The sequence below is a fragment of the Collinsella sp. CLA-ER-H3 genome, assembly GCF_040092425.1.
Lineage (GTDB): Bacteria > Actinomycetota > Coriobacteriia > Coriobacteriales > Coriobacteriaceae > Collinsella.
This window is the reverse complement of the sequence record NZ_JBBNLP010000012.1, coordinates 17,329-36,425: the sequence shown is the minus strand read 5'-3', so window position 1 is coordinate 36,425 and position 19,097 is coordinate 17,329. Positions and strand designations below refer to the sequence as shown.

General features: G+C 61.1%; 19 protein-coding genes. 2 read left to right on the top strand and 17 right to left on the bottom strand.

Annotation, left to right across the window (positions count from 1 at the left end):
- Positions 1 to 29 precede the first annotated feature (29 nt).
- Entirely contained in the window at positions 30 to 1,850 is a 1,821-nt protein-coding gene (locus tag AAAX32_RS09375; protein WP_349100648.1) for an adenine deaminase C-terminal domain-containing protein, read from the bottom strand.
- A 385-nt stretch (positions 1,851 to 2,235) separates the two neighbouring features.
- Between AAAX32_RS09375 and AAAX32_RS09370 the strand changes: the two genes are divergently transcribed.
- On the top strand, positions 2,236 to 3,357 hold the full coding sequence (locus AAAX32_RS09370) for an IS110 family transposase (protein WP_349100647.1): 1,122 nt from the start codon (positions 2,236 to 2,238) through the stop codon (positions 3,355 to 3,357).
- A gap of 423 nt (positions 3,358 to 3,780) precedes the next feature.
- Here AAAX32_RS09370 and tyrS read toward each other — a convergent pair whose 3' ends face one another.
- Positions 3,781 to 4,992 (bottom strand): tyrosine--tRNA ligase, encoded by a 1,212-nt coding sequence (tyrS, locus tag AAAX32_RS09365; RefSeq protein ID WP_347493079.1) that lies wholly within the window; start codon positions 4,990 to 4,992, stop codon positions 3,781 to 3,783.
- A 97-nt stretch (positions 4,993 to 5,089) separates the two neighbouring features.
- The gene (locus AAAX32_RS09360) at positions 5,090 to 7,060 is read right to left on the bottom strand and encodes a U32 family peptidase (protein ID WP_349100646.1); all 1,971 of its coding nucleotides are present in this window, start codon (positions 7,058 to 7,060) and stop codon (positions 5,090 to 5,092) included.
- Between the two features lie 165 nt (positions 7,061 to 7,225).
- Here AAAX32_RS09360 and AAAX32_RS09355 point away from each other — a divergent pair, with 165 nt between their 5' ends.
- Positions 7,226 to 9,448 carry a PBP1A family penicillin-binding protein gene (locus tag AAAX32_RS09355; protein ID WP_349100645.1) on the top strand — a complete coding sequence of 741 codons (2,223 nt, stop codon included), beginning with the start codon at positions 7,226 to 7,228 and terminating at the stop codon, positions 9,446 to 9,448.
- 188 nt (positions 9,449 to 9,636) lie between these two features.
- Here AAAX32_RS09355 and AAAX32_RS09350 read toward each other — a convergent pair whose 3' ends face one another.
- The 14 genes from AAAX32_RS09350 to rplO all read right to left on the bottom strand — a co-directional run bounded on the left by AAAX32_RS09350 (position 9,637) and on the right by rplO (position 19,096).
- Complete coding sequence (locus AAAX32_RS09350; protein WP_006235280.1) at positions 9,637 to 10,074, bottom strand: ArgR family transcriptional regulator; 438 nt, start codon at positions 10,072 to 10,074, stop codon at positions 9,637 to 9,639.
- Positions 10,075 to 10,206: 132 nt separating this feature from the next.
- On the bottom strand, positions 10,207 to 11,205 hold the full coding sequence (locus AAAX32_RS09345) for a glycosyltransferase (protein ID WP_204987222.1): 999 nt from the start codon (positions 11,203 to 11,205) through the stop codon (positions 10,207 to 10,209).
- Positions 11,206 to 11,408: 203 nt separating this feature from the next.
- Positions 11,409 to 12,233, bottom strand: a complete 825-nt coding sequence (gene truA, locus AAAX32_RS09340) for a tRNA pseudouridine(38-40) synthase TruA (protein WP_161156848.1) — start codon at positions 12,231 to 12,233, stop codon at positions 11,409 to 11,411.
- A gap of 92 nt (positions 12,234 to 12,325) precedes the next feature.
- Positions 12,326 to 12,793: a 50S ribosomal protein L17 gene (gene rplQ / locus AAAX32_RS09335; protein WP_055287451.1), complete on the bottom strand. Its 468-nt coding sequence runs from the start codon at positions 12,791 to 12,793 to the stop codon at positions 12,326 to 12,328.
- A gap of 30 nt (positions 12,794 to 12,823) precedes the next feature.
- The gene (locus AAAX32_RS09330; RefSeq protein WP_006235276.1) at positions 12,824 to 13,765 is read right to left on the bottom strand and encodes a DNA-directed RNA polymerase subunit alpha; all 942 of its coding nucleotides are present in this window, start codon (positions 13,763 to 13,765) and stop codon (positions 12,824 to 12,826) included.
- 32 nt (positions 13,766 to 13,797) lie between these two features.
- Positions 13,798 to 14,394, bottom strand: coding sequence for a 30S ribosomal protein S4 (gene rpsD / locus AAAX32_RS09325; protein ID WP_006235275.1), 597 nt, complete (start codon positions 14,392 to 14,394; stop codon positions 13,798 to 13,800).
- A gap of 19 nt (positions 14,395 to 14,413) precedes the next feature.
- Positions 14,414 to 14,818, bottom strand: a complete 405-nt coding sequence (gene rpsK / locus AAAX32_RS09320; protein WP_006235274.1) for a 30S ribosomal protein S11 — start codon at positions 14,816 to 14,818, stop codon at positions 14,414 to 14,416.
- 14 nt (positions 14,819 to 14,832) lie between these two features.
- Positions 14,833 to 15,207: a 30S ribosomal protein S13 gene (gene rpsM, locus AAAX32_RS09315; protein WP_022094275.1), complete on the bottom strand. Its 375-nt coding sequence runs from the start codon at positions 15,205 to 15,207 to the stop codon at positions 14,833 to 14,835.
- A gap of 14 nt (positions 15,208 to 15,221) precedes the next feature.
- On the bottom strand, positions 15,222 to 15,335 hold the full coding sequence (gene rpmJ, locus AAAX32_RS09310) for a 50S ribosomal protein L36 (RefSeq protein ID WP_006363204.1): 114 nt from the start codon (positions 15,333 to 15,335) through the stop codon (positions 15,222 to 15,224).
- A 150-nt stretch (positions 15,336 to 15,485) separates the two neighbouring features.
- Positions 15,486 to 15,704, bottom strand: coding sequence for a translation initiation factor IF-1 (gene infA, locus AAAX32_RS09305; RefSeq protein WP_035137443.1), 219 nt, complete (start codon positions 15,702 to 15,704; stop codon positions 15,486 to 15,488).
- A 232-nt stretch (positions 15,705 to 15,936) separates the two neighbouring features.
- Positions 15,937 to 16,725: a type I methionyl aminopeptidase gene (map, locus tag AAAX32_RS09300; protein ID WP_161156850.1), complete on the bottom strand. Its 789-nt coding sequence runs from the start codon at positions 16,723 to 16,725 to the stop codon at positions 15,937 to 15,939.
- Positions 16,722 to 17,348: an adenylate kinase gene (locus AAAX32_RS09295; RefSeq protein WP_161192216.1), complete on the bottom strand. Its 627-nt coding sequence runs from the start codon at positions 17,346 to 17,348 to the stop codon at positions 16,722 to 16,724. Before AAAX32_RS09295 ends, map begins: the two co-directional genes overlap by 4 nt.
- Before the next feature lie 18 nt (positions 17,349 to 17,366).
- Positions 17,367 to 18,653 carry a preprotein translocase subunit SecY gene (gene secY, locus AAAX32_RS09290; RefSeq protein ID WP_035137447.1) on the bottom strand — a complete coding sequence of 429 codons (1,287 nt, stop codon included), beginning with the start codon at positions 18,651 to 18,653 and terminating at the stop codon, positions 17,367 to 17,369.
- A complete protein-coding gene (gene rplO / locus AAAX32_RS09285; protein WP_006235267.1) occupies positions 18,647 to 19,096 on the bottom strand; it encodes a 50S ribosomal protein L15 in 450 nt (149 codons plus the stop codon). The genes secY and rplO overlap by 7 nt, the downstream gene beginning before the upstream one ends.
- Position 19,097: the final 1 nt, after the last annotated feature.

Below are 19,097 nucleotides of genomic sequence, written 5' to 3'. Positions count from 1 at the left end.
GACTAGTCGTTTAAGAACGTCCCCGATGACTAGTCGGCGTAGGTGAAGGTGGTGACGTCGAACATGCCCTCGGGGCGGATGCGGAGCGTCGGGATCACCGGCAGGGGCAGGAAGATGATGCCCATGATGGGATCGAGCGGCGGCTCGATACCCATGGCGCGCGCCTTGACCATAAAGTCGTCGTGCTGCGCGGCGACATCCTCGGCCGTGCCCTCGCTCATCAGGCCACCGAGCGCCAGCGGAATACGCGCCACGACCTCGCCGTTGCGCACCAGCACGTGGCCGCCCTGCCCCACGGCTTCAACAGCCGCCATCATATCGGCAGCGTTATCGCCCACGACGCATACGTTGTGCGAATCGTGGCCAATCGTCGAGGCGATGGCACCACCCGTGATGGTAAAGCCGCGCACCCAACCACGGCCGATATGCTTGCCGACCAGGCCCAGACCCGCGGGGCCGTCACCGTCGGTGCCCTCGGCCTGCAGTGACACGCCGCGGCCATGGCGCTCAATCAGCATAATGCGGCGCAGGCCCTCGGCACTCTCGGGGCGAGCCATACCCGTGATGGCCTTACCCGGCACCACGTCGATCACGGCCTCGCCCGGCTTAAAGGCATAGTCGAACACGTCGAGCGAAAGCTTCGGCAGCTTAACGGAGGCGCGCAGCTCATCGGCAAGGGCCGCAACCTCGGCCATCTCGGGCGCGATCTCGCCCACAAAGGTGCCGTCCTGCGCCACCAGAGCACCAGCGGCATATACGCGATGCGGAGCCGTGGCAAACGTCAGGTCGTTGAGCACCAGCAGGTCGGCACGCTTGCCCGGGGCGATGGCGCCACGCAGCTCGTGCGGGTCGCGGCAACCGTGGTCCAGGCCAAACGCCTCGGCCGTGGAGAGGGACGCCATGGAGATCGCGACCACGGGGTCGATGCCGGCCTCGATGGCCACGCGGCAGGCATTGTCGATCATGCCGGTCGCAAGTGCATCGGAAGGGGCGCGGTCGTCAGTCGCAAAGCAGCAGCGGCGGGCGCGGACAGGGTTCTCCAGCAGCATCGGGGACAAATTGGCCAGGTCGTGGCTGCACGTGCCCTCACGCAGCATCACATACATGCCGCGGGACAGCTTGTCGAGTGCCTCCTCGGGAATCGTCGACTCGTGGTCGGCGATAATGCCCGCTGCGGCATAGGCGTTGAGGTCCTTGCCGGCAACGAGCGGCGCATGGCCGTCGACCTGCTTGGACGGCGTCTGGTTGGCAGCATCGATGCGGGCGCAGGTCTCGGGATCGGCCATAAAGACGCCCGGCAGGTTCATCATCTCGCCCAGACCAAAGACATCGCCCGGATGCTCGGCAAAAAACGCCTGCATATCGGCAGCCGAAATGACGGCGCCGGCCTGCTCGTCGGGCAGCGCGGGCACGCACGAAGGCATCATGTACTTGATGGAGATGGGCGCACGGCGGCCGTCCTCGATCATAAAGCGCAAGCCGTCCAGGCCGGCAACGTTGGCGATCTCGTGGCTGTCGGCAATGGCAGTGGTGGTGCCGCGCGTCGCCGCCATGCGCGCATACTCGGCGGGACGGATGTTCGAGGACTCGATATGCAAATGTCCGTCGATAAAGCCGGGGGCAAGATAGCGACCCTGGCAGTCGATGACCTCAGTTGCCTCGTAGGTGCCGGCGGCATCGTCGCGACCATCGTAGAGCACGCCGACGATCACACCGTCCTTGACGGCAACGCTACCGGGCGCCACGCGCTGGCCATATACGTCGACAATCTGCGCATTGGTAAACAGCGTGTCGACGGCCACACGACCCTCGGCGGCCTCGATCACAGACCTCATGACCTCAACGGACATACATACTCCTTCTACTGTAGAAAAAAGCTGCGGAGCGGACAGACCTTCACCGCAGCAAACTAATAGCCATTGTATGCCCAAACGATGGGCCAACAATACGCCCCTCCGCTTAACGACATACGCCGCTTGGCGCAATGGAGACAGGCCGCTTTGCACCAATGACAAGGAGCGTCCCAAAGTGCCGGCACAAAAGGAGCGTCCCCAAGTGCCACCCCCAAGCGCCAGCCACGGCAGCGCCGATATTTTGGCAACGACAGACACTATGACCCAATCCGAGGGCACTAAAAAGATAGGAGCCCCCGCTCGTGACCGCGGGTCGGGGCTGCGACAATGATGTTGAAGTGCCATAGGCGCAGCCGCGCCGCAACGAGGTTGGGAGGCTCCCATGCCAAAGTATTCTACCGCGTTCGGGATGGACGTCCACCTGAGGTCGACCACCGTCTGCGCCCTCGACGCGGACACCGGCGAGGCCGTGACGAGGAGGTTCCCCGGCAACCCCTGGGGCGAGATCGCCGGGTGGATGGATGGGTTCCCCGGGCCGTCGCTCGCGGCCTACGAGAGCGGCTACCTCGGCTTCGCCCCGCAAAGGGAGCTCGCCGGGCTCGGCGTCGAGTGCGTCGTCGCCGCGGTCTCGAAGATCCCCAGGTCGGCCGCCGACTCGGCCTCCAAGAACGACAGGAACGACGCCGCCAGGATGGCCAAGGCGATACTCGCCCACGACATCTCCCCCGTATGGGTCCCCTCCCCCGAGGTCGAAGGCATCAGGGACCTCGCCGGCGCCTACGACGGGGCGACCGCGCGCCTGGCGACCGCCAAGCAGCGGCTGCTCGCCTTCCTCGCAAAGCGAGGGTTCGTCTACGGCGGCACCACGCCCGCCGGCAACCCGAGGAAGTACTGGACCTACGACTTCCTGAGGTGGCTCGACAAGGTCAGGCCGGAGGACGACGGCGGGGTTCGGACGCTCGCCGCCCTGAGGAACGAGGTCGAGGCCGCGGCGGAGGCCCGGGCGGACCTGCTCTCCGAGTACAGGGCCGCCGTGGATGCCAGCCCGATCGCCGCGGAGGCGGCCGCCCTCCAGTCGATCAAGGGCTGCGCCTTCGCGCTGGCCGCGGCCTTCTCGGCCGAGGTCGGCGACTTCACGAGGTTCCGTTCCGGAAGGCAGGTCACGGCCTATTTCGGCCTCGCGCCGAGTCAGAGGTCGAGTGGCGACTCCGTGCGGCTCGGAGGCATCAGCGGCGCGGGCAACGCGCTCGTGAGGAAGCTGGCCGTTGAGGGTTCATGGTGCTACGCCGCGGCACGGCACCAGCCGAAGCTCATGCCAAGGGACACGGGCGTGCCCCTCGAGATAAGGATGCACGGGAGGAAGGGGTCCGAGCGGCTCCTGCGGCGGCGCGAGGAGATGCTCGCCCGCGGCGTGCCCGCGGCGAAGGCCAACGCGGCCACCGCGGCCGAGCTCGTGAGGTGGCTGTGGGCCCTCGGCACGATGTGCCGGGAGGGCGAGGAATAGACATAGCCCCCGTCCCGGCGAGCCGGGCGGCCTTCGGGGATACCCCCTATTTCGCTGTGCGCGCGGAGCCCTCCGCATGCGCCTCGACAGACTTGGGGAACCCCGCCGAAGGAATGGAGTGCGGGCCGACAGAACGGTATCCGCGGATATGAGACTGAGCCGAAGGCGTCGACGACATGCCGGGGGCGGACCGGGACGGGTTCAACGGCAGGCCCCGCCGACCGATTGCAAGCGGTCGGCGGGGCCATTGTGGCTCTTGACAGCGGATTGGGTCATATGAGCGAAAACCCGCCAGAGCGAGCAAGGTGCCTTGAAACAAGGCGGCATTGATCTTTTGATCATGCCGCCGAAGTTGAAAGGCAGATTGCCGCTCTGGCGGGTTTGCAGCGTCGACCGGTTACGCGGTTTGGTAAAACCGCGTAACTAAATAAGCTTGAAGCCCTTGCGCTTGCCCACGGAAAGGGTGTCGCCCAGCTTGAGGGCACTGGGGTCGATGTTATAGCTCTTGGGAGCCACGGCCTCGCCGTTGATCTTGACGCCGCCGCCGTCGATGTCGCGACGGGCCTGGCCGGCGCTCGCTGAAAGGCCCAGGTCCTTAAGCAGGCCTGCGAGGTAGATCTGGCCCTCGTCGTTAACGGTCAGCTCGACGTGCTTCTCGGGGAAGTCGGCAAGCTGGCCTTCCTTGAACACACGGTCGAACTCGGCCTGGGCCTCGTCACCGGCGCCGGCGCCGTGGTAGGTATCGCACAGGTCGCGGCCCAGAGCGCGCTTGAGCTCGTAGGGGTCGGCGGAACCATCGGCCAGGGCGGCGTCGATCTTGTCGACCTCGGCCGGGGTGAGCGAGCTGGCCAGACGATAGTACTTGCCGATCATCTCGTCGGGGATGGACATGGTCTTGCCGAACATATCCTTGGGAGCATCGGTCAGGCCGATGTAGTTGCCGTAGGACTTGGACATCTTGCGCACGCCATCGGTGCCCTCGAGCAGCGGCATGGTGAGCGCGATCTGCGGCTCCATGCCCATCTTCTCCATGAGCTCGCGGCCAGCGAGCAGGTTGAAAAGCTGGTCGGTGCCGCCCATCTCCACGTCGGCCTTGATCTGAACGGAGTCGAAGGCCTGCATCACGGGGTACAGGAACTCGTGCAGGGCGATCGGCGTCTGGGACTGGTAGCGCTTGGTAAAGTCATCGCGCTCGAGGATGCGGGCGACGGTGAACTTGGAGCACACCTGCAGCAGTCCGGCCAGATCCATCGACAGGATCCAGTCGCCATTGTGCACGATGGTGGTCTTCTCGGGATCCAGGATCTTCATGGCCTGGCTGACATAGGTCTCGGCGTTGGCCTCGATCTGCTCCTGCGAAAGCTGCGGGCGGGTGGAGTTCTTGCCCGAGGGGTCGCCGATCAGTGCGGTACCGTTACCGATGATGAGGGTGACGTTGTGGCCCAGGTCCTGGAACTGACGCATCTTGCGCAGGGGCACGGCATGGCCCAGGTGCAGGTCGGGGCTGGTAGGATCGACGCCGAGCTTGATGTTGAGGGGCTCGCCCTTCTCAAGCTTCTTGCGAAGGTCGGCCTCGGGGACGATCTGCGCTGCGCCCGAGGTGATGATACGCATTTGCTCGTCGACAGACAGCATTGGGTATCCTCCTTTTGCTATAGCACCCTCACCGGATACGGCGGTGCTCGAAGTTCATAAACCCACTCATAATAACCAAAACGGCGCGGCCGAACACCTACGACAGGAAAATCCTCGTCCTGCCGCACGCGTCGATAACGACCGGCAAACGCGTACCGTCACGTTCGACCAAAAAGCGCCCCTGCTGACGGCGCGAGCAGTCACGGCAACGGACCTGCCCCGTCGCATCCGTGGCGCAGGTGCCCTCGGCAGTCAGCAAGCAGTGCTCGCACACCATGAGCTCGGGACGGCCGGCATCGACAGGCCCCAAGACACCGGGGCAAGCGGAAAGCTCGGCAACACGCTCCGCGTCGTGGGCGACAAGCTCGGCAGGCACATACACACAGCCCGCGCCGAGCCCGCGTAGCCAGGCAAGCGTAACCCGGTTTGCGCAAAACACCGGTGCCGCAACGTCAAACGCCACGCCCAGCTCACGCGCCATCGCCACCTGTCCCAGATTACGACAGACGACGCGCCCGGCACGCCGCATAAGCGAGCGGGTACGCGAGGCATCGGCTGCACGACAGACCTCGTCAAGCACCACAACGACGTCGGACAAATCGAGTTCTCCGCGCGGGTCGGCATCCATCAGCCGCCAGGCAAAGACCATGCGATCGGAAGCCCCCTTTTCCGTCGGCTCCGTCAACGCCGCCTCGGGCACGTCGCCAACAGTCATGGCGGCCTCAAAGGGCAGTATCTCAACGGCTCGTGCAACGGGTACGACCGCGTCCGCCTCGACCCGCATGTGCCCCAGCGCCGTCGCCGTCTGCTCCAACACGCCGGCGCTACGAATCAGGTACACCTCGCATCCCGCATCCACCTTGCGCTTGCAGTGCACGACAACGCGCTCCCCCGCCGCAGCATCCACCGGACAGGGCACCTGGGGCCAGCGCTTGGGCACATCGGGGCGTGCATCGGCACCCGGATAGAACCGGATCTCGAGCGTGTCGCCCGCGGCCACGGCGGCATCGAGTTCGACGGTCACCTCTTCGTGACCCACCGTCACCAAGTGGCCCACGCGCACGCCCTGGTTAATCGCACGCTCAAAGCTCATGAGCTCAGCACCCGATCGCCCCCGCAGATACGCATCGGTAAACCCGCGGTTGAACGACCTGCCCAGCTCGCGCTCGAGCGCCGACACGGCAGCGGCATCCCACGCGCCATCGCGCAGCATATCGAGTGCACGACGCCACACCCGCACCACGTTGAACACGTAGTCGGGGTTTTTCATGCGCCCCTCGATCTTGAGCGACGCCACCCCGGCCCCAACAAGCTCGGGCAGGTGCGCAATGCCCAGATAATCGCGCGGGCACAGCAGACGATCGCCCTCCACGGAAACGACGCTCTCCCCCGCCTCGTCCACCAGGTCGTACGCCAAGCGACACGGTTGCGTACAGTCGCCGCGCATCGCCGATCGTCCACGCCGCAGGGCCGAAAACTCACAGGCGCCCGAATATCCAATGCAAATCGCACCGTGGCAGAACACCTCGATAGGCACGCCGGTAGCACACAAGGCGGCAATCTCGTCGACTGCCAGCTCGCGGGCGGTCGTCACGCGCTCGACCCCGAGCTCATCGGCAGCCAGGCGCACGGCGCCTTCGCTATGAACGCCCGCCTGCGTGGACAGGTGAATCTCGACCCCGGGAATCGCCGCGCGCAACGCGCATACCAATCCGGCGTCGGCAACAATCAGGGCGTCGGCACCCAACTCTTGCGCGTGTGCCCCCAGTGCCACCGCGTCGGCCAACTCGTCGTCGAACACAAATACGTTAAGCGTCGCATACACGCGCACACCATACGCACGCGCCACGGCACAGCCGCGGGCGAACTCGTCGTCGGTAAAGCCGTGTGCGCTCACGCGGGCGTTGAACCCGCCCAGGCCCGCATAGATGGCATCGGCACCCGCTGCAATCGCCGCGAGCATCTGATCGAGTCCGCCGGCAGGCGCCAGCAGCTCGGGCAGCGCCGCCTCGGCAGCCCCCGGCTCGTTATCGCATTGTCCACTCGGCCCCGTCGCCCGAATCGCCATCGGCAAACTCCTTACCAACAAGGTATGCATTCACTCTGAAAAATACCGTCATCCAGCATACACGAGGCCTCGCGCGCCTCGTTTGGTTTATCGTGTAATAACTTATGTCCATCCTGCCCCAGCGGCGCACCCGCCGCCCGGCACGACATACCTGGAGGTCAATATATGGGTCCTCGCCAACGACAGGGGCGCAGTCGTTCCAAGACGCATGCCCTGCCCATGATCCTGCTCTCGTTCTTGGGCCTTTTGCTCATCGCGGGCGTAGCGTTTGGGATTGGCATGATCGGCAACGTCAATCGTTGGCTGTCCGATCTGCCCGACTATACCGACGCCAACGCCTATCTGGTGAGTGAACCCACCGAGATCGTCGATTGCAACGGCAACAAGATCGCGAGCTTCTACACGCAAAACCGCAAGTCCATCACCAAGGACCAGGTTTCCCCGTACGTGCTGCAGGGCACCGTCGACGTCGAGGACGAGCGCTTCTACGAGCATGGCGGCATCGACCTGTGGGGCATTGCTCGCGCAGCGGTGGCGACCCTTTCCGGTGGCCACGAGGGCGCCTCGACCATCACCCAACAGCTGGTGCGTAACACCATCCTGCAAGAGGAGCAGTTCGACTCGACCATCGAGCGTAAGGTCCGCGAGGCCTACATCGCCATCAAGATGGAGGAAATGTACTCCAAGGACGAGATCCTCATGATGTACCTCAACACCATCTATTACGGCCACGGTGCCTACGGCATCGAGGCCGCAGCCGAAACCTATCTGTCCAAGAGCGCCGCCGACCTCACCCTGAGCGAGGCCGCGCTGCTCATCGGCCTTCCCAACTCGCCTTCGCAGTACGACCCCACGGTCAATCCCGATCTGGCACTGTCTCGCCGCAACAAGGTTCTCGATAACATGCTGCGCCTGGGCCACATCACCCAGAAGGAGCACGACGCCGCGCAGGCAGAGCCCATCACCCTCAACGTAACCGAGATTTCGGGCAGTGGCGTCGACGTGTATTCGCAGCCCTACTTTGTCGCCTATGTTAAGCAGCTGCTGGAGCAGGAGTTCTCCACCGACGTGCTGTTTAAGGGCGGCCTAACCGTCAAAACCACCATCGACCCGACCATGCAGCAGACTGCCGAGGAGGCCGTGCGCGCCCAGCTCGACACGCTTTCGCTCGACGGCCTGGACATGGGCATGGTCGTCGTCGACCCCAAGACCGGCTACATCAAGTGCATGGTGGGCGGCTACGACTATAACGCCGACGAGAACCACGTGAACCACGCCACGGCCAAGCGTCCCGTAGGCTCCACGTTTAAGGCCTTTACGCTGGCCACTGCCATCCAAAACGGCATGAACCCCAACGTCACCCTCAATTGCAACTCGCCTCTTACAGCCAAGGGCACCACGACCAAGGTGCAAAACTATGCCAACCAGAGCTACGGCACCATCACGCTCAAGCAGGCGACGGCATACTCCTCCAACACCGGCTATATCCAGGTTGCAGAGGCTATCGGCAATAACAAGATCATGTCCCTCGTCAAAAAGCTCGGCATCGATCCATCTAAGGACAATATCGAGGACGTTCCCGTCATGACGCTCGGCACCGGCTCCATCTCGCCGCTCGAGATGGCCGCCGCCTACGCGACGTTTGCCAACGGCGGCTACTATCGCCAGCCGATCGCCATCACCGAGATTGACTCTCGTACCGGTTCGGTGCTGTACCAGCACACGGACAATCCCTCACAGGTGCTTACCGAGGGCGAGGCCGCCGCGGTCACCGATGTTCTGTCCGGCGTCATGCAGGGCAGCGGTACGGGTGCTGCCGGCGCCTTGAGCGTCAACCAGCCCTATGCCGGCAAAACGGGCACCACCGACAACACCACCAACCTGTGGTTCTGCGGCTATACCCCGCAGCTGGCGTGCGCCCTGTGGACCGGCTATTCCGCAGGTGAGATCCCCATCCAAAAATACGGCACGGACCTGCTGGGCGACAGCACCAACCTGCCTGTCTTTAAGCGGTTTATGAACACCGTTCTGACCGGTACCGAGCGCGAGGAGTTTGCGACCGGAACGGCGCCCACCTACAAGAACAACAGCGTCTGGAAGTTCTACGGCACCAACAACGCCAAGAAGACGGAGAACGACGACAAGGACGAGAACGAGGACGAAGAGGAAACTACCACAACGACTACCACGACGACCACGACCACCGAGACCACGGGTGGCGACACCACCGGCGGCACCGGTACGACCGGTGGCTCGACGGGCGGCTCAACTGGTGGTTCGACCGGCGGCGATGGCGGCACGCCTACGCCTACGCCTACGCCTACGCCTACGCCTACGCCTACGCCTACTCCCGACCCCTCGCCCACGCCTGACGATACGGTCGGCTAGAAATCATCCGGCCATAAGCAACAAGGCCCCCGAGCAGCTTATTAAACTGCTCGGGGGCCTTTTAGTTTAAAGCGACCTGGTGGGCGGTCTTTATACCGGCAAACAAAAAAAGGGGGTACCGACCAACGTCGATACCCCTTACAAGCCACTATGTCACGCACACAGTGCCGAGCGCACGACCCGCACGCCTACTTGCGAGAATTGCTCAGCTTATTGATCAGCGCCTCAAGACGCTCGCCGTCCTCGGCCGTCTGGGCAATAACCAAAATCGTATCGTTGCCGGCAAGCGAGCCAAGCACATCGGGCAGCTCTGCCGCATCAACGGCGGCGGCGATGCCGGAAGCCGTGCCAGGCTGAGCCTTGATCATAACCAGATTATCGGTGCGCAGAACGCCCGTTACGAGCTCGGAAACCATACGCTGCAGGTGCAGGTCCTCTGCCAGAACATAGATGCCCTCAGGGAGCTTACGCAGCCCCATATCGGCAATATCGCGAGAGACAGTCGCCTGCGTGCAATCAAAGCCCATAGCGCGGAGCTCATCGACCAGCACGCGCTGCGTACGGACGTCCTTATTGCGCACAATATCTCTAATGGCATCCTGGCGCCCATTGCGTTTTTTAGCCATACAAACCCTCTCTCCAAAAGATGGCGGAGACAATCAATCAGTGATTGAATAGTTTAACGCTATTTGAAGGCTTTTGTGTATAAGAACGCATTTCGAAACAATTCTATGCAAGTTTGTTTCGAAATGAGCCGTTTAGGCGGTTTTTGCGCCCGTCCGGTTAAGAAAAGCTGCCAGATGCGTACACATCACGCAGCGCGCGGGCTTGGCGCTGGCGATCGGCCCAAACAACAGACCGAGCCCCCGATGGTTATCCTTGAGCGCGGCGACCATCTGACGGGTTCGAGGCGCATCGAGCATATCACGCATGCGGGCGGAACGCTCGATTGACGACACCCCATGCGGGCTCAGACACAAATTCTCGATGCAGGCGACCAGTCCGGCAAAGTAGAACTTTTGGCTTGCCAGCTTGAGCCGACCACCGCTGTCTGCTTCCGAGAGTGAGTCCGCAAGCTCGTCGAGCGCTCGAGTGTCATCGGATACCTTGGCATACATGGTGGGATCAAAGGCATCTGTAAGTTTAGGTGCCGCCGTGTGGAAACAAGCATCGCCGCAGCCGGACACGCATCGTGTCTGCGAAAGCGCGTATGCCATAAACCCAACTGTGCGAAACACCTTGTCGCACAAAAAGCATGCCTCAAACAGCGAGCGGCTGTACATCACGCCAGAGGTCTGAACGACTAGGCCGCCTAAAATCAACTGAGGCAGCCCGGCCACCATCGAAGATTTGCTATCAATGGAAATATGAGCAGCATCCAAGACGCGCGAATGGCGCTCTCGATGTGCATCATAGCGGTCGAGCGACACCGTGGGGAGCACTATGTCTGCCGTAGTATCGCACGCGATATCGACCATCTTGGAAAGGGACTGCGGAGCAAACCACTCATCGGCGTTCATAGCGATGATTTGAGAGCCGCGCGAGGCAGCAAAACCGGCACGAAGACAAGCGCCGCGCTTCGCGTCCTCGACGTCAATCAAATCAATATGGATGTCCCTGTCGGCAGCAACTTGAAGCGAATGTCGCACACCGGGCGCAGCATCGCGGCAGACAACGACAATCTGCAAATCGTAGAGGTCTTGGTTCTGGATACTCTCGAGCGCACGCATCGCATAGCTGGGCGAACCTTCTACCACAAGGATCACCGAAAGTCGCGGATGCGAGCCACGTCGAACCAAGTTATCCGTCCTCTCGACAGCAGTGAATCAAACTGTCGTTCATGGTACACCCCGGCAATAAAAGCAATGAGACACCGGTTGTATTGCACGCCAAGAACAGATGTTGCACACGCGCAGCCCACAGATGACAGGTGTCGACGCACGACGCGTCGAGCCCTCCCCTAGTCGAGCACGATAAGCTCGGCGGGATCGTAATCCACGCCCATAAACGTAAGGCCGCAGGCAGGAGCCGTGGGGCCCGCAGCGGTACGGTCGCAAGCATCGATGACCTCGCGCATCCACTCGGGTTCACGGCGATGCATGCCAATCTCGACAAGCGTGCCCACGATCGTGCGGACCATCGAATGCAGAAACGCATTGCCCTCGATGGTAAACGTCAGGATGTCCTCGCCAAACGCAACCTCATGGCCAAACTCGGCACGCATCACGCAGCGATGCGTGGGCTTGCCAACGGCAGACGCCACCTTGCAAAAGCTCTTGAAGTCCTGCTCGCCCAGCAGCGCGGGACAGGCCGCAGACATCGCCTCAACATCCAATGGGTAGCGGTGCCACCACACCGCACCGCGCGAAAGCACAGGGCGCGCGTCGCGATCGGCAATACGGTACGTATACGTACGGGAACGCGCATCAAAGCGTGCAGAAAAGCCTTTACGGGCCTTGTAGACCTCGTTTATGGCGATATCTTTGGGCAGGAGGGCATCCATAGCCCTCAGCCACCTACGGCGCGTCAAAGCCAACTCAGCGTCCGTTACGGGCACGCTGATGAACTGTGCCACCGCATGCACGCCGGCATCGGTACGCCCCGCACACGTCAGGTCGATCGGGCGGCGCAGGAGCGTCTCGATAGCGCGGCGCAACTCGCCCGCAACCGTCGTCTGACCGGGCTGCTCGGCAAAGCCGCTGTAGGACGAGCCATCGTAGGCCACGCGGAAAACGAGCGTGGCATCGAGCTCAGGAATCGAATTGAAATCAGACGGCGCGGTCATGGGCGCTCCCAACAAACAGGCAATGGCATTTCGATAAAAAAAGAGGGGTACGCGAACGTACCCCTCGAATATAGCCTATGCAGACGGATTGTCTACTCAGCGGTCTCCTCAGCAGGAGCCTCCTCGGCAGCCTCGACCTTCTTGGGAGCAGCGGCCTTCTTGGGGGCCGGAGCAGCCTTCTTGGCCTTAGGCGTGCAAGGCTCGGTGACGAGCTCCATGATAACGATGGGAGCGTTGTCGCCCTTGCGGTTACCGAGCTTCATGATGCGGGTGTAACCGCCGTTGCGGTCCTGCCACATACCCTGGGCAGCCTTGTCGAAAATCTCGGCAACGAGCTGCTTATCGCCGAGCTTGGCGATAGCCAGACGACGAGAGTGCAGGTCGCCCTTCTTGGCCCAGGTGATGATCGGATCGACGACCGAACGCAGCGCCTTAGCGCGGGTCTCGGTGGTCTTGATGCGGTCGTTCTCGAAGAGGGCCTTAGCAAGGCTCTTCTTCATGGCCTTGGTGTGGCTCGCATCGGTGCCGAGCTTCAGGCCCTTCTTAACGTTGTGACGCATGGTCTAGTTTCTCCTCAAATATGCGAAGCATTAAGCCTTCAGGCTCAGGCCCATGGACTCAAGCTTGTCCTTCACTTCCTCGATCGACTTAACACCGAAGTTACGGATGTTGAGCAGATCGTTCTCCGAGAACTCAACGAGCTGACGGACCGAGTGAATGCTGGCGCGCTTAAGGCAGTTGTAGGAACGGACGGAAAGGTCCAAATCCTCGATTTGCTTGTCCAGCTCGGCGTTGTCGTTGGTGACCTCGGGAGCGAAGATCGAAGCCTCCTCCTCGACCTCGGGGGTCTCGGCAAGGTTCATAAAGGCGGCCATATGCTGGTTGATGATATTGGCAGCCTGGACCACGGCGTCGCGCGGGGCGATGGAGCCGTTGGTCTCGATCTCGAGGACAAGGCGGTCGTAGTCGGTGTGCTGACCGACACGGCAAGCCTCAACGAGCTTGGCGCAACGGGAAACCGGCGAGTACAGCGAGTCGACGTGGATCACACCGATGGGATCGTTGTCGCGCTTGTTGGCCTCGCCAGAAACATAGCCGCGGCCATAGCCGATGCGCATGCTCATGGTGAGATGGCCACCCTCGGTGAGCGTAGCAATGTGCTGCTCGGGGTTGACCAGCTCAAACTCGGACGGAATAAAGAAGTCCGCACCGGTGACCTCGCAGGGGCCGTCAACCGAGATGGTGGCGGTCGCCTCGTCGGTCGTGCCGAGAGCCCTGAAGACAAGACCCTTGACATTCAGGACGATGTCGGTGACATCCTCGACCATGTTAGGGATGGTCATGAACTCGTGCTGCGCACCATCGATCTGAATAGCCTCGACGGCGGCACCCTCGAGCGAGGACAGAAGTACGCGACGAAGGGAGTTACCCAGCGTATCGCCGTAGCCACGCTCGAGCGGCTCGACGGAGACACGAGCAGACGTCTCGTTGATCTCTTCGACCTGAACCTGAGGCCTAATGAATTCTGACATGTATTACCTCCAGCCTCAGCAGCCCGGATGGACTACTTAGAGTAGAGCTCGACGATGAGCTGCTCGTTGATATCACCGCTGATCTGCTCACGCGTCGGCAGAGCGAGCACGTTACCAGACAGCTTCTCGATATCGACCTCGAGCCAGCCAGGGACCTCAAAGCGCTCGGAGGAAATCAGAGCCTCCTTGATGGGGAGGAGGTCACGGAACTTCTCGCCGACAGCGACGACGTCGCCGGCCTTGACGCGATAGGACGGGATGTCCACGCGCTTGCCGTTCACGGTGAAGTGACCGTGACGGACGGACTGACGAGCCTCTTTGCGGGTGCGGGCGAAGCCAAGACGGAAGACGACGTTGTCGAGGCGAGACTCAAGGATAATCATGAGGTTCTCACCGGTGACGCCGTTCATCTTGCGGGCCTTATTGAAGTAGCCGTGGAACTGCTTCTCCAGAACGCCATAGATGAACTTGACCTTCTGCTTCTCACGCAGCTGCATGCCGTACTCAGATTCCTTGCGACGGCGCTTGGGCTGACGGATAGATTCCTTCTTGCTGCTGTAACCGAGCTCAGCGGGATCGATCCCGAGCTGACGGCAGCGCTTAAGAACAGGAGTCCTGTCGATTGCCATATTGATACGATCCTTTCAGTTACACGCGGCGACGCTTCTTGGGGCGGCAGCCGTTGTGCGGGATGGGGGTCTTGTCCTGGATGCTCGAGACCTCGAGGCCAGCAGCCTGGAGGGAGCGGATGGCGGTCTCACGACCGGAGCCGGGGCCCTTGACGAAGACGGAAACCTTCTTCATACCGTGCTCCATGGCCTGCTTGGCAGCAGCCTCGGCAGCCATCTGGGCAGCGAACGGCGTGGACTTACGGGAGCCCTTGAAGCCCACCTGGCCAGCCGACTTCCAGGAAATGACGTTGCCCTGGGGATCGGTGATCGAAACGATCGTGTTGTTGAACGTAGAACGAATGTGAGCCTGGCCCACGGAAATGTTCTTACGGTCCGCGCGCTTCAGACGGGCAGCGCGAACGTTCTTCTTAGCAGTAGCCATCTATCTAGCGCTCCTTATTTCTTCTTCTTAGCACCGATCTGACGCTTCGGGCCCTTGCGGGTACGAGCGTTAGTGTGGGTGCGCTGGCCGCGGACCGGGAGGCCCTTGCGGTGACGAAGGCCGCGGTTGCAGCCGATGTCCATAAGGCGCTTGACGTTCTGGTTGCGCTCACGGCGGAGGTCGCCCTCAACCATGATCTGGTTCTTATCGATATAATCGCGGATGGCGTTAACCTCATCCTCGGTGAGGTCCTTAACGCGCGTATCCACGTTAACGTTGCACTCGACGCAAATCTTCGTCGCAGTGGTGCGGCCGATGCCGTAAATGTAGGTCAGACCGATCTCAACGCGCTTCTCACGCGGGAGGTCGACACCATTAATACGGGCCAACGTAGTCTCCTCTCTTAACCCTGACGCTGCTTATGACGGGGGTTCTCGCAAATGACGAGGACCTTGCCATGGCGCCTAATGATTTTGCACTTATCGCACATCTTCTTGACCGAAGGACGTACCTTCATCGTTCTTCCTTTCGGTAGCGCTCAAACTACTTCCCTACTATCTACTCGCCCAGCCGCAGGCGTTTAAAACTATGGCTGGTCTTCACACACAATCCGACCGTAGGTTGAGCTAAGCCTGCAGTCGGAAATGGAGTGCGTGTATGCGTGCCGCTATTTGTAGCGATAGGTGATGCGGCCGCGGGTCAGGTCGTACGGGGAAAGCTCCACGACAACCCTGTCACCGGGGAGAATACGGATGTAATTCATTCGGATCTTGCCAGAAATGTTGCACAGAACCGAATGACCGTTCTCGAGCTCGACCTTAAACATGGCGTTGGGCAACGGTTCCTTTACCGTACCCTCGAGCTCAATTGCGTCTTCCTTCTTCACAAGCAATCATCTTTCTCTAGAAAACGACAGCGATTGAGTATTCTACAACACGTATGCACGCATTGTAATAACTTCGTAATGGCTCCACAACTAAGTGGAACTTGTTACATTTGAAATGTAAAACAAAGCCGTTCCCTGATGCCCAAGATCGCCTTGAAATGAGAAGGCATAGACCTTGGGGTCATGCCTTCGAAATTGAAAGGCGAGGTTGGGCATCAGGGGGCGGCGACTTTTACATTTCACCGCCTTGCAAGGAACACCAAGCACCTTGGGCATCCGTGGTGAGAATCACCGGACCGTCATTGGTAATGGCGACGGTGTTCTCGTAGTGCGCGGCGGGCAGGTGATCGTTGGTCGTAACAATCCAACCGTCGGAGCCCGTGCTCACATGGTTGGAACCCATCGTAACCATCGGCTCGATGGCAATGACCATGCCGGCCTGGAGGCGAACGCCCCTCCCCTTCTTTCCATAGTTAGGAACATTGGGGTCCTCGTGCATCACGCGGCCAATGCCATGGCCCACATAATCACGAAGCACGCCGTAACCGTGAGACTCGGCGAGGAACTGAACGGCATAACCGACGTCCCCGATATGGTTACCGGGAACAGCCTGCTCGATGGCAGCCTTAAGGCAATCACGCGTGACCTCGCACAAAGCCTTGGCTTCGGGCGTGGGGGTGCCGACGAAAAACGTCCAAGCGTTATCGCCGACCCAACCGTCGACAACGGCTCCCGTATCGATGGAGATGATATCGCCATCGCGCAGGATCATGTCGGGGTTGGGAATACCGTGGACCACGGCATCGTTGATCGATGCGCAAATGGTCCCCGGGAACCCGCCATAACCCTTAAAGGCCGGGGTGCCGCCATGCATGCGGATAATCTGCTCCGCGAGCTGATCGAGCTCAAAAGTCGAAACGCCGGGGCGCACCATGGCTCCAACGTGGCGGAGCGCCATCTTAGATAGCGCTCCTGCCTTCTTCATCTGCTCGATTTGCGTTGCAGACTTAATCTTGATCATAGACCGAGAGCCTCTTTGACATCCCCGTACACGGTCTCGCGAGCCTGGTCACCGTTGACCGACTTGAGCAGACCCTGGCCACGATAGTAGTCAACGAGCGGGCTCGTGGACTTCTCGTAGACGTCGAGACGGTTCTTAATGGTCTCGGGCTTGTCGTCGTCGCGCTGATACATCTCGCCACCACACTTGGGGCAGGTAGCATCGGCAGCGGTGCCGGTGTAACCGCAGGCGCGGCAGGTGCGACGCGAAGACAGACGGTCGATGATGACCTCGGGGGCCACGTCGACCAGAAGGGCGCAGTCGATCTCGCGACCCATGGCGGAGAGCTCGGAATCGAGCGTCACAGCCTGGGCGGTGTTGCGCGGGAAGCCGTCGAGGATGAAGCCCTGCTGGGCGTCATCGGCGGCAAGGCGCTCCTTGACAAGGTCGATCACGAGCTGGTCGGGAACGAGCTCGCCAGCGTCCATGTACTTCTTAGCCTGAATACCAAGCTCGGTGCCACTCTTGACGGCAGCACGCAGCAGGTCGCCCGTGGAAATATGGGCGACGCCAAACTCGGCGACGAGCTCCTGTGCGACGGTGCCCTTACCGGCACCCGGAGCTCCGAGCAATACGAGGTTCATGAGCAATCCTCCTCTAGCCTATTTAAAGAATCCATCGTAATCATACATCTTGATCTGGCCTTCGAGCTTATCGACCGTGTCGAGCACGACGCCGACCATGATGAGGATGGACGTGCCGCCAAATGCCTGAATCAGATGGTTACCCGTGAAGGAGAAGATGATCGAAGGCACGATGGCGATGAGCGCCAAAAAGACAGCGCTGGGAAGCGTGATCTTGTTGAGCGCGTTCTTGATGTAGGCCGCGGTAGCCCTACCCGGACGGACGCCCGGAATAAAGCCGCCCTGCTTCTTAAGGTTATCGGCCGTGTCATCGGGGTTGAACACCATGGAGGTGTAGAAGTACGCGAAGAACACGATGAGGACAACGTTAAGCACCCAGTTGAGCCAACCGGTCGAAAGCGCGGAGGCAACTGCCTGAATCCAGCCGATGCCGGGGAAGAACACGGCAATCTGAGCCGGGAAGTACAGCAGCGCCGAAGCGAAGATGATCGGCACGACACCCGCGGTGTTGACCTTGATGGGCAGGTAGGTGGTCTGGCCACCCATCATGCGACGGCCCACGACGCGCTTAGCGTAGGAGACCGGGATGCGGCGCTGGCCGCGCTCAAGGAAAACAATCAGCGGGATAACCAGCAGGATGATGGCGCAGATGATCACCATGGTGATGATGCCACCGGCATTGCCCTCGGTGCTGGAGAAGATAGCCTGCGGCAGACCGGCCATGATGTTCGCGAAGATGATCAGCGACATGCCATTGCCGATACCGCGCTGGGTGATGAGCTCACCAATCCACATGATCAGCATGGCGCCCGCGGTGAGCGTACCGACGATCATGAGGTCGAAGATGATCTCGGGAGCGCCGGCGCCATTGAAGCTGATGCCGAAGCTCTTAAAGAGGAAGAGGTAACCCACGGAGTTGAGGATTGCCAGAGCAAGGGTGAGGTAACGCGAATACTGCGTAATCTTGGTCTGACCGACCTCGCCCTCGCGGGCAAGCTCATGCAGGGAAGGCACGACGGCCTGGAGCATCTGGAGGATGATCGAGCTGGTGATGTAAGGCATGATGCCCAGCGAAAACACCGACACATAGCTCAACGCGCCGCCAGAGAAAAGATTCAGGAGGGCCATAGCACCTGCGGCGACCGAATTGTTATCGGTCGAGAAAAGGCCCAGCATCCCCTGGAAGGGAATGCCGGGCACAGGAACGTGCGCACCAATGCGGTACACGACGAGCATAGCTATGGTAAAAAGAATCTTTTCGCGCAATTCTTTGATGCGGAAAGCATTCTTAAGACCATTTAGCACGGCAGCTCGACCTTTCCGCCGGCGGCCTCGATCTTGGCCTGCGCAGAAGCGCTGACCTTGTCGACCTTGACCGTGAACTTCTTGGTGAGCTCACCATTGCCGAGCACCTTGACGGGCTCGAACTCGCTCTTGGTGATGCGAGCGGCCTTAAGAGCGGCACCGTCGATCACAGCGCCGTCCTCGAACTTGCGCTCGAGACGCTCAACGTTAACAGCGGTGTACTCGATACGACGGGGGTTACGGAAGCCCGGAAGCTTGGGCAGGCGCATAGCCAGCGGAGTCTGGCCACCCTCGAAGCCGGCACCCTTGGTGCCACCAGAGCGGGAACCCTGGCCCTTCTGACCGCGGCCAGAAGTGGTGCCGTGACCCGAAGAATTGCCACGGCCGACGCGCTTGCGGTTCTTGGTGGAACCGGGCGCGGGAGTAAGATCGTGAAGCTGCATT

Bases quoted from the DNA above. Each gene is read 5' to 3' on its own strand.
- AAAX32_RS09375 (WP_349100648.1), bottom strand. From the start codon at position 1,850: ATGTCCGTTGAGGTCATGAGGTCTGTGATCGAGGCCGCCGAGGGTCGT.
- AAAX32_RS09370 (WP_349100647.1), top strand. From the start codon at position 2,236: ATGCCAAAGTATTCTACCGCGTTCGGGATGGACGTCCACCTGAGGTCG.
- tyrS (WP_347493079.1), bottom strand. From the start codon at position 4,992: ATGCTGTCTGTCGACGAGCAAATGCGTATCATCACCTCGGGCGCAGCG.
- AAAX32_RS09360 (WP_349100646.1), bottom strand. From the start codon at position 7,060: ATGGCGATTCGGGCGACGGGGCCGAGTGGACAATGCGATAACGAGCCG.
- AAAX32_RS09355 (WP_349100645.1), top strand. From the start codon at position 7,226: ATGGGTCCTCGCCAACGACAGGGGCGCAGTCGTTCCAAGACGCATGCC.
- AAAX32_RS09350 (WP_006235280.1), bottom strand. From the start codon at position 10,074: ATGGCTAAAAAACGCAATGGGCGCCAGGATGCCATTAGAGATATTGTG.
- truA (WP_161156848.1), bottom strand. From the start codon at position 12,233: ATGACCGCGCCGTCTGATTTCAATTCGATTCCTGAGCTCGATGCCACG.
- rplQ (WP_055287451.1), bottom strand. From the start codon at position 12,793: ATGCGTCACAACGTTAAGAAGGGCCTGAAGCTCGGCACCGATGCGAGC.
- AAAX32_RS09330 (WP_006235276.1), bottom strand. From the start codon at position 13,765: ATGTCAGAATTCATTAGGCCTCAGGTTCAGGTCGAAGAGATCAACGAG.
- rpsD (WP_006235275.1), bottom strand. From the start codon at position 14,394: ATGGCAATCGACAGGACTCCTGTTCTTAAGCGCTGCCGTCAGCTCGGG.
- rpsK (WP_006235274.1), bottom strand. From the start codon at position 14,818: ATGGCTACTGCTAAGAAGAACGTTCGCGCTGCCCGTCTGAAGCGCGCG.
- rpmJ (WP_006363204.1), bottom strand. From the start codon at position 15,335: ATGAAGGTACGTCCTTCGGTCAAGAAGATGTGCGATAAGTGCAAAATC.
- map (WP_161156850.1), bottom strand. From the start codon at position 16,725: ATGATCAAGATTAAGTCTGCAACGCAAATCGAGCAGATGAAGAAGGCA.
- AAAX32_RS09295 (WP_161192216.1), bottom strand. From the start codon at position 17,348: ATGAACCTCGTATTGCTCGGAGCTCCGGGTGCCGGTAAGGGCACCGTC.
- rplO (WP_006235267.1), bottom strand. From the start codon at position 19,096: ATGCAGCTTCACGATCTTACTCCCGCGCCCGGTTCCACCAAGAACCGC.